At 72.4% G+C, this 7,670-nt stretch carries 7 protein-coding genes; all 7 read right to left on the reverse strand.

Features of this window, described 5'->3' with window-relative positions; genetic code table 11:
* Nucleotides 1–394 precede the first annotated feature (394 nt).
* The 7 genes from tyrS to argF all read right to left on the reverse strand — a co-directional run bounded on the left by tyrS (nucleotide 395) and on the right by argF (nucleotide 7,547).
* Nucleotides 395–1,657, reverse strand: a complete 1,263-nt coding sequence (gene tyrS / locus VIM26_RS20005) for a tyrosine--tRNA ligase (protein ID WP_331954511.1) — start codon at nucleotides 1,655–1,657, stop codon at nucleotides 395–397.
* Between the two features lie 78 nt (nucleotides 1,658–1,735).
* On the reverse strand, nucleotides 1,736–2,467 hold the full coding sequence (locus VIM26_RS20010) for a DNA-3-methyladenine glycosylase (protein ID WP_331954513.1): 732 nt from the start codon (nucleotides 2,465–2,467) through the stop codon (nucleotides 1,736–1,738).
* Between the two features lie 98 nt (nucleotides 2,468–2,565).
* Nucleotides 2,566–3,123 (reverse strand): uridine kinase, encoded by a 558-nt coding sequence (locus VIM26_RS20015; protein ID WP_331954515.1) that lies wholly within the window; start codon nucleotides 3,121–3,123, stop codon nucleotides 2,566–2,568.
* Between the two features lie 6 nt (nucleotides 3,124–3,129).
* On the reverse strand, nucleotides 3,130–4,647 hold the full coding sequence (gene argH / locus VIM26_RS20020; protein ID WP_331954517.1) for an argininosuccinate lyase: 1,518 nt from the start codon (nucleotides 4,645–4,647) through the stop codon (nucleotides 3,130–3,132).
* Nucleotides 4,640–5,896, reverse strand: coding sequence for an argininosuccinate synthase (locus VIM26_RS20025; protein WP_331954519.1), 1,257 nt, complete (start codon nucleotides 5,894–5,896; stop codon nucleotides 4,640–4,642). Before VIM26_RS20025 ends, argH begins: the two co-directional genes overlap by 8 nt.
* Nucleotides 5,896–6,615 carry an arginine repressor gene (locus VIM26_RS20030; RefSeq protein ID WP_331954521.1) on the reverse strand — a complete coding sequence of 240 codons (720 nt, stop codon included), beginning with the start codon at nucleotides 6,613–6,615 and terminating at the stop codon, nucleotides 5,896–5,898. Before VIM26_RS20030 ends, VIM26_RS20025 begins: the two co-directional genes overlap by 1 nt.
* Nucleotides 6,612–7,547 carry an ornithine carbamoyltransferase gene (gene argF / locus VIM26_RS20035; RefSeq protein WP_331954523.1) on the reverse strand — a complete coding sequence of 312 codons (936 nt, stop codon included), beginning with the start codon at nucleotides 7,545–7,547 and terminating at the stop codon, nucleotides 6,612–6,614. The genes VIM26_RS20030 and argF overlap by 4 nt, the downstream gene beginning before the upstream one ends.
* Nucleotides 7,548–7,670 lie beyond the last annotated feature (123 nt).

Raw genomic sequence — 7,670 nt, forward strand, 5'->3', positions numbered from 1 at the left:
CAGAGCCAAAGGCCCGACCACACCAACCGATGAACATAATGGCATCGACTACTTGGCACGCTGTTGAGTTCTCAAGGAACGAACGCGCATCGCTTTGCGGCCTTCCGACCGGGCTGCGAGGCAACCGTTCTAACTTACCCGAACTTCCTGTCCCGACCTAATCAACACCGAGGCGTTGATTTTCGTGACATTCCGTCCATCCCGGCACGGAAATTGCCAGCCGCCGAAGCGTCTGGGATCTTCATGCATGGGGTGGCCGCCCTCGAGACTAGCCACTGCCCGCGCTCCCTAGCGCTGCCGTGTCTGTCCCTCCCTGCCGGGCGACAACGAGTAGATTACGCAGGCGTTGCCCGGGCCGTCAAATCGCGCCCGTAACGCCCCCGTCACCCGCCGTTCACACCCCCGCGTCGACGACCGCGAGGGTCCGCTTGCCCCTGCGCAGCACCGCCCAGCGGCCGTGCAGCAGGTCGCCGCTGGACAGCGTGGCGCCGTCGTCGGTGATCTTCACGTTGTTGATCGACGCCCCGCCCTCGGCGATCGCGCGCCGGGCAGCGGCCTTGCTCGCGACGACCCCCGTCGCGGCGAACAGGTCGACGAGCAGATCGCCGGCGCCCCCGGTAGCGGTCGGCAGCTCGGCGACGGCCGCCGCTGTCGTCGGCTCGTCGAGGTCCCGCAGGTCTCCGCGGCCGAACAGTGCCTGGCTGGCCGCGACGACCTTGTCCGCCGCGTCGGCCCCGTGCACCAGAGCGGTCACCTCGTACGCGAGGGCTCGCTGCGCCTCTCGCGCGGCCGGGCGCTCGGCGACCGACTTCTCGAGGTCCTCGAGCTCGGCCCGGGACCGGAAGGTGAAGATGCGCAGGTAGCCGCCGACGTCGGCGTCGTCGGCGTTGAGCCAGAACTGGTAGAAGGCGTACGGGCTCGTCATGGCCGGGTCGAGCCAGACGGTGCCCGACTCGGTCTTGCCGAACTTGGTACCGTCCGCCTTCGTGATCAGCGGCGTCGTGAGGGCGTGCACCGAGGTGTGCTCGGACTTGTGGATCAGCTCGACCCCCGACAGCAGGTTCCCCCACTGGTCGTTGCCCCCGGTCTGCAGGGTCGCGCCGTAGCGCCGGTGCAGCTCGAGGAAGTCCATGCCCTGCAGGATCTGGTAGCTGAACTCGGTGAAGCTGATCCCCTGGTCGCTGTTCAGGCGCTTCGCGACGGTGTCTTTCGCGAGCATCGTGCCCAGGCGGTAGTGCTTGCCGATGTCGCGCAGGAAGTCGATCGCGGACATCGGCGCGGTCCAGTCGAGGTTGTTGACCATGCGCGCGGCGGCCGGGCCCTCGAAGTCGAGCAGCGGCTCGATCTGCAGGCGGATCCGCTCGACCCACTGCGCGACGACGTCGGGCGCGTTGAGCGTGCGCTCGCCGGTCATCTTGGGATCGCCGATCAGGCCGGTCGCGCCGCCGACGAGGGCGAGCGGGCGGTGCCCGGCCAGCTGGAGGCGGCGCACGGTGAGGATCTGCACGAGGTTCCCGATGTGCAGGCTCGGGGCGGTCGGGTCGAAGCCGCAGTAGAACGAGATCGGCTCGCCCGTCAGCGCCGCGCGCAGCGCCTCGGTGTCGGTGCTCTGGGCAACCAGCCCACGCCACTGCAGCTCGTCCAGGACGTCGCTCACGTACTTCTCCTCGTCACCACCGCGCCGCACCGGACCGGCGGCGTCGGGGCAAGTCTGCCGTGCTTCGGGGTGCGGGCTTCACGGCTTTGTTGCCCGACGGCGTCGCGGAGCGGCCGCGCGGTAGGCCGAGACGGTGGGCTCGTCGTCGAGCCAGAACCGCCAGGGGTACACCGCGGCGTCGCCGCCCGGGCCGCCGACCCCGACCCGCGGCCCGCTCCGGTACCACACGACCGCGCCGGGCTCGCCCGCGCGACTGGGCTCGCCCGGACTACTGGGCACACCGCGCGGGACGCGCACGACGACGGCGCCGCTCGGCTCGGTCACGTCCCTGCCGTACCAGCTGAGGTCGATCCCCAGAGCGACCGCGAGCCGCGCCGGACCGCGTGCGATCTCGGTGTCCGAGCGGACGACCCCGGCCCGGACCCGCCGCGCCCGGGCGAGCTCGACGCCATCGACCACCTCGCCGGCCCGCAGCAGCGCCGCCGACGCGAGCCCCGGGGGTCCGCAGACGAGGTTGACGCAGGTGTGCAGGCCGAGGTGGCGATAGACGTACAGCCGTCCCGGTTCGCCGAACATGGCCGCGTTGCGCGCGGTGGGGCCCCGGAAGGCGTGCGAGCCCGGGTCGGCCAGGCCCCGGTAGGCCTCGACCTCGGTGATCCGCAGGGTGACGCTGCCCTCGACGGTCGTCGTGGTGAGGGTCGCGCCGAGCAGGTCCGGCCCCACGTCGAGCACCTCGCGACCGAACCATTCGCGAGGCGGCACCGGTCCAGCGCCGGGACCAGTCCGCGCACCGGAGCCGTCAGTCGTCACCGATCCATCCTGCTCGTAACGTCCGAGCGTTGACGTCCTATAGGACGTCAACGCTCGGACGTCAGCGGTGAAAGTGGGGGAAAGCAGGGGAAAGAAGGTCAGCGGTCCCCCGGCACGATCACGTCGGCGCGGGCGCGGGTGTCCTCTGCGGCGAAGAGTGCGGCCTCGTCCACCATCCAGGCCAGCCACTGGGGCCGCAGCGCTTCCCCGTCGCGCGCCATGCCGCGCGCGAGACGCAGGTCCTGCGGCGCCTCGACCCAGATCTTGAGCACCGCGACGCCGTCGACCGCGCGCCGCGCGGAGCCGCAACCCTCCAGCACCAGGACGTCGGGAACCGGGACCTCGCGGTCCTCGGCGGCGAACTCCTCCGCGACCCAGTCGTACGGCCGGTACTGGCCGGGCCGGCCCTGGGCGAGGTTGTCCAGCACACCCTCCTGCACGCGGGGCCACACGGTGTGCAGCCCGCCCCAGCCCTCGAGCAGCTCATCGACGAGCAGCACCCTGGCCTCCAGCTCGGGGCCCAGCTCGGCGGCCAGCCGGCCGGCGAGCGTCGTCTTGCCGGACCCGGCCGGCCCGTCGATGCACACCAGCCGGACCGGCCCGAGCCGGGGTTCACTCCCCCGCACCCGGGCCGCCAGCCGCTCGATCAGTTCCATTCGCCTTCAGGACTCCGTCGAGAGTGGAGTAGTCGCCCCTGAAACGGCCGTTCTGGGGGCGGAAACTCCACTCTCGGCGGAGGTCGTCCAGGCACGGAGCTGGGCGGCTCGGGCGCGGGCTCGGGTGAGCTGCTCGGCCACGCGCACCGGGGCGGTGCCGCCGTAGGAGCTGCGCGAGGCCAGGGAGCCCTCAACCGTCAGTACGCCGCGGACCGCCGGGGTGAGGTGCGGGGAGATACCCGACAGGTCCTCGTCCGACAGGTCCCATAGCTCGATGCCGCGCTCCTCGCACTCGCGCACGCACGCACCCGCGAGCTCGTGGGCGACCCGGAACGGGACGCCCTCGCGCACGAGCCACTCCGCCACGTCCGTCGCGAGGGAGAACCCCTGCGGCGCGAGCTCGGCCAGCCGGCCGACGTCGAACCGGAGTGTGGCGACCATGCCCGCGAACGCGGGGAGCAGCACCTCGAGGGTGTCGACCTGGTCGAACACCGGCTCCTTGTCCTCCTGCAGGTCGCGGTTGTACGCGAGCGGCAGCCCCTTGAGCGTGGTCAGCAGCCCGGTCAGGTCGCCGATCAGGCGGCCCGCCTTGCCGCGGGCCAGCTCGGCCACGTCCGGGTTCTTCTTCTGCGGCATGATGCTCGACCCGGTGGAGTACGCGTCGTCGAGCTTCACGAAGCCGAACTCGCGGGTCGCCCAGATCACGATCTCCTCCGCGAACCGGGACAGGTCCACGGCCACCATCGCGGCGACGAAGGCGAACTCGGCCACGACATCCCGGCTCGCCGTGCCGTCGATGGAGTTCTCGACCGGCCCGTCGAACCCGAGCTCGGCGGCGATCGCCACCGGGTCGAGCCCGAGCGAGGAGCCCGCGAGGGCCCCCGAGCCGTAGGGCGAGCGTGCCGCGCGGGCGTCCCAGTCGACCCAGCGCTCGACGTCGCGCAGCATCGGCCAGGCGTGCGCGAGCAGGTGGTGCGCGAGCAGCACCGGCTGCGCGTGCTGCAGGTGGGTGCGCCCCGGCATGGGTGCCTCGGCGTGCGCGGCGGCCTGGTCGGCCAGCGCGTCGACGACGTCGAGCAGCAGTCCCGAGATGGTCCGTGCCTGCTCGCGCAGGTACATCCGCACCAGGGTGGCGATCTGGTCGTTGCGGGACCGGCCGGCGCGCAGCTTGCCGCCGAGGTCGGCCCCGGCGCGCTCGATCAGGCCGCGCTCGAGGGCCGTGTGCACGTCCTCGTCCCCCTGATCGGGGGCGAACGCGCCGCTCGCGACGTCGGTCCGCAGGACGCCGAGGGCCGCGACCATGCCGGCCAGCTCGTCGTCGGACAGCAGACCCGCCTTGTGCAGCACGCCGGCATGCGCGACCGAGCCCGCGATGTCGTGCCCGGCGAGGCGCCAGTCGAAGTCCGTGGACTTGGACAGTGCGGCGAGCGCGTCGGCCGGCCCGCCGGCGAACCGGCCGCCCCAGAGGCTGACGGTCGGTCCGCTCGGCGCGGGAGGCTGCGCGGGCACCTGGTCGTCAGGCACTGGCCACGGGGTTCGGCACGTTGGACGCGACGGGGCTGAGGTCGACCCCGTTGCCGAACTTGACGTCGCGCGCCGCGGAGAGCTTCGCGGTGAGGCCGTAGATCTCGATGAAGCCCTTGGCCTGCGACTGGTCGAAGGTGTCGCCGGTGTCGTAGGTCGCGAGGTTGAAGTCGTACAGGCTGGACTCGCTGCGCCGGCCGCTGACCGTCGCGCGGCCGCCGTGCAGCACGACCCGGACGTCGCCCGAGACGTACCGCTGGGTGTCCTCGATGAACGTGTCGAGCGAGCGCTTGAGCGGCGAGAACCACATGCCGTCGTACACCAGCTCGGTCCAGCGCTGGGCGACCGTCCGCTTGAAGCGGGCCTGCTCGCGCTCGACGGTGACGTTCTCGAGCTCCTGGTGGGCGGCGATCAGCGCCATCGCACCGGGGGCCTCGTAGATCTCGCGCGACTTGATGCCGACGAGCCGGTCCTCGACGATGTCGATCCGGCCGACGCCCTGGGCGCCCGCGCGGCGGTTCATCTCCTGGATCGCCTGCAGCGGGGTGACCGGTACGCCGTCGAGCGCGACCGGCACGCCCTGGGCGAACGTGATGACGACCTCGTCGGCGACCGGCGGGAACGTCGGGTCGTCGGTGTAGTTGTAGACGTCCTTGGTCGGCGCGTTCCAGATGTCCTCGAGGAACCCGGTCTCCACGGCGCGGCCCCACACGTTCTGGTCGACCGAGAACGGGTTGTGCTTGGTGGTCTCGATCGGCAGGTCGTGCTTGACGGCGTACTCGATCGCCTTGTCCCGGGTGAGGGCGAGGTCGCGGACCGGCGCGAGGCAGGTCAGGTCGGGCGCGAGGGAGGTGATGCCGACCTCGAAGCGGACCTGGTCGTTGCCCTTGCCGGTGCAGCCGTGCGCGACGGTCGTCGCGCCGAACTGGCGCGCGGCGCGCACCAGGTGCTTGACGATCGCGGGCCGCGAGATCGCCGAGACGAGCGGGTAGCGGTCGAGGTACAGGGCGTTCGCCTTGAGGGCGGGCATGCAGTACTCGGTCGCGAACTCGTCGCGCGCGTCGGCCACGTAGGCCTCGACGGCGCCGCAGTCCAGCGCTCGCTGGCGGATGACGTTCAGGTCCTCCCCGCCCTGGCCGACGTCGACCGCGACGGCGATGACCTCGGCGCCGGTGGCCTCGGCGATCCAGCCGATCCCTACGGAAGTGTCCAGTCCGCCCGAGTAGGCGAGTACGACGCGCTCTTTCATCACAGTTCTCTTTCGTCGGTGGTGGCAGTGCCGGGGGTGGCTTGTTCGGCAGGGGTGAGTTCGGTGGCGGCCGGGTCGGCCGGGGTGGTGGAGGCGAGCGCGAGGAACCGGGCGGCGAGCGCCCGCCCGCTCGAGCCGGAGTCCGGGGAGTCGTTCTCGCGCGCGATGACGAGCACGGTGTCGTCGCCCGCGATGGTGCCCATGACGCCGTGCAGCACCGAGTGATCGATCGCCGAGGCGAAGAACTGGGCGGCGCCCGGCGGGGTCCGCAGCACGACGAGGTTGCCCGAGGAGTCCGCGGAGACCAGCAGGTCGACGCACATCCGGGCCAGGCGGGCCGCGAGGAACTCGGTGTCGGGGGCCGGCTGGGGGCTCCGGTCGCCGCCCTCGGCGGGCACCGCGTAGGCGAGCGTGCCCGCGGCCGTGCGGATCTTCACCGCGCGCAGCTCCACCAGGTCCCGGGAGAGCGTCGCCTGGGTGACCGAGACGCCGGCCTCGGCCAGCGCGGCCGCGAGCTCGGACTGCGAGTGCACCGGGCGCCGGGACAGCAGGGTCGCGATCAGCGCGTGCCGGGCCGCCTTGGTGGCCGGGACCCGCGCGGGGGCGGGCGCCTCGTCGGTGCGCGGACCGGCGTGTCCGACGGCGGTCGTGACGCCCGTCTCGCTGGCGCCGGCCGTGACGCCGGTCGTGCTCGCAGCGGTGGCGCTCGCAGTGGTCACGGCTGGTCCAGCAGCCAGGCGAGCAGCGCCTTCTGGGCGTGCAGCCGGTTCTCCGCCTCGTCCCAGACGGCGGACTGCGGGCCGTCGATCACCTCGGCGGTGATCTCCTTGCCGCGGTAGGCGGGCAGGCAGTGCAGCACGATCGCGTCGGGTGCCGCGAGCGCGAGCGCCTCGGCGTCGAGGCGGAACGGCACGAACGGCGCCTCGCGCTGCGCCGCCTCGTCCTCCTGGCCCATCGAGACCCAGGTGTCGGTCGCGACGACGTCGGCGCCGGTGAGCGCCTCGCCTCGGTCGTGGGTCACCAGCACGGACCCGCCCGTGGTGGCCGCGATCGCGATCGCGTCGGCGACGACGGCGGGGTCGGGCAGGTGCGAGGCGGGCGTGCCGATCCGCACGTGCATCCCGGCCGTCACGCCGCCGAGCAGGTAGGACGCGGCCATGTTGTTGTTGCCGTCGCCGACGTAGCCGAACGTCAGGCCGGGCAGTGCGCCGACGCCACCCTTGCGGTGCTGCGCGATCGTGAGCAGGTCCGCGAGGATCTGGCACGGGTGGAACTGGTCGGTGAGCGCGTTCACGACCGGGACCTTCACGTTCGCGGCCATCTCCTCGATCCGGTCCTGGCCGTAGGTGCGCCAGACGATCGCGGACACCATCGAGCCGAGCACCCGGGCCGTGTCGGCGATCGACTCGCGGACCCCGATCCCGGCGAGCTTGCCGTCCACGAGCATCGGGTAGCCGCCGAGCTCGGCGATCCCGGTCCCGAAGGAGACCTGGGTGCGCAGCGTCGGCTTGTCGAGCAGGACGGCGACCGCGCGCGGGCCCGCGAGCGGCGTGCGGATGAACCGGTCGTCGCGGAACGCGAGCGCGAGCTCGAGGACCTCGCGCTGCTCGCGCGGGGACAGGTCGTCGTCGCGCAGGAAGTGGCGGGTCATGCGGAGGCCTCCGTGGCTGCGGAACGCGTGGGCGCATCGGGCACGTCGGCGAGGAAGGCCACGAAGTCGGCGGCCTGCTCGCGCGTCAGGATCAGCGGCGGCGCGAGCCGCAGGGTCGTCGGG

This window comes from Pengzhenrongella sp., assembly GCF_036565025.1.
Lineage (GTDB): Bacteria > Actinomycetota > Actinomycetes > Actinomycetales > Cellulomonadaceae > Pengzhenrongella.

Coding starts and splice junctions, on each gene's coding strand:
- VIM26_RS20015 (WP_331954515.1), bottom strand. CDS start 3,123: ATGGAACTGATCGAGCGGCTGGCGGCCCGGGTGCGGGGGAGTGAACCC.
- VIM26_RS20025 (WP_331954519.1), bottom strand. CDS start 5,896: ATGAAAGAGCGCGTCGTACTCGCCTACTCGGGCGGACTGGACACTTCC.
- argF (WP_331954523.1), bottom strand. CDS start 7,547: ATGACCCGCCACTTCCTGCGCGACGACGACCTGTCCCCGCGCGAGCAG.